This is a genomic window from Massilia sp. CT11-108, from assembly GCF_047302915.1.
Lineage (GTDB): Bacteria > Pseudomonadota > Gammaproteobacteria > Burkholderiales > Burkholderiaceae_D > Telluria > Telluria orientalis.
The window spans coordinates 1-1,318 of record NZ_JBKYMO010000916.1 but is presented as its reverse complement, the minus strand read 5'-3'; the positions used below and the strand labels follow the sequence as shown (position 1 = coordinate 1,318).

Here is a 1,318-nt window from a genome sequence, read left to right as displayed (position 1 = left end):
GGCCTGCGCCGCGTCCTGGCGCGCGAGGGCGACCTCTTCGCGCATGCGCACGGCGGCCAGCTCGCGCAAATGCGCCCATTCCGTTTCCTGGTCCACGCGCGCGCCGCGTTTCTGCGCCAGCTCGTGTTCCAGCTCCGCGACGAGATCCTGCGCGCCCCGTTCGATCGCGTGCTTGCGCGAGCGGGACTCGACGATCCGGCCATACAGCTCGATCTCGCGGGCGCGGATCGCCTGCGCGCGCTCGGCGTTCTGCAGGCTCATCTCCGCACGCTCGATGCCGGCGCCCTGGCGCAGTTCCGCGCGGCGGTGCGCGAGGCGCGCCTGGCTTTCCTCGCGCGCGATGCGGCGCCACTCGTCGTCGGTATACAGCTCGTCGAGCTGGCGCGCATGCTCGACCTTCACCCGCTGCTCATCGACGGCCAGCCACAGGCTGCCGATGCGGGCGCGGTTGGCGTCGAAGCGGTCGTGGCGCAGCGCCAGCGTCTCCACGCGGACGATGGCCAGCCCGTAATCCGCGAGCAGGGTCGCGAGGCCGCCCTGCAGGTGCTGGTCGAGTTCCGGGCGCAGTTCGCGCTGCCCCGCCATCTCGCGCAGCGAACGGGCGCCGACGAATTCGCCCGCCAGCTGGCGCACCGGCTGCAGCAGCAGTTCGCGCAGGTGGTCGGCCTTCACGGTGCCGGGCATCGTCATGAAATGGCGCGCGAACGCGGGCACGCTCTCGATCCGGACTGACAGCGCCAGCCGCGCGGACACCTCCAGATGTTCGGCGCTGACCAGGCCATCCAGTTCGAACTCGACCGGCAGCGCGCCGCTCCTCGTGACGAGGATCTCCGCATGCTGGTCGCGCAGCAGGTGGTTCAGGCGCGTGAAGAAGCCTTCGATCTCGTACTCGCCCTGCGGCACTTCGGTGGCCTGATCGCCCTGCAGGATGTAGGCACGTGCCGTGGCGGGCACGCGCAGGGTCTTGACGAATACGCCGGACAGCGCGCGCACGCCGAAGAACACGGCCAGTTCGTCCGGACCGGGCACCCAGCGGTTCTCCACCAGCACGGGCTCGTTGCGCGGCGTGCCGAGCATCAGGCCGCAGGCGGTGCAATAGCCGTCCGCCGCGCCCGTCCCTTGCGAACAGCGCGGGCACTTTGCCCCACCCAATCCAAACATCCGCAACATCGTCGACTCCTTCCGGCTCACCCTGCAAGCCTACATCAAATGATTCCGATCCGCTCCACGCACGCCACGCTCGCGCCGCGCGCGCGGACGTCGTCCGCGAAGCCCGCCGGCAGCGCATCGCGCCACGCATGCGGCAGCACGATGCGGT

At 70.5% G+C, this 1,318-nt stretch carries 1 pseudogene; it reads right to left on the bottom strand.

The annotated features are described in order from the left end of the window. Positions 1-1,170 (bottom strand): annotated as a pseudogene (locus ACEN88_RS31960) (hypothetical protein); the annotation flags it as partial. Positions 1,171-1,318 lie beyond the last annotated feature (148 nt).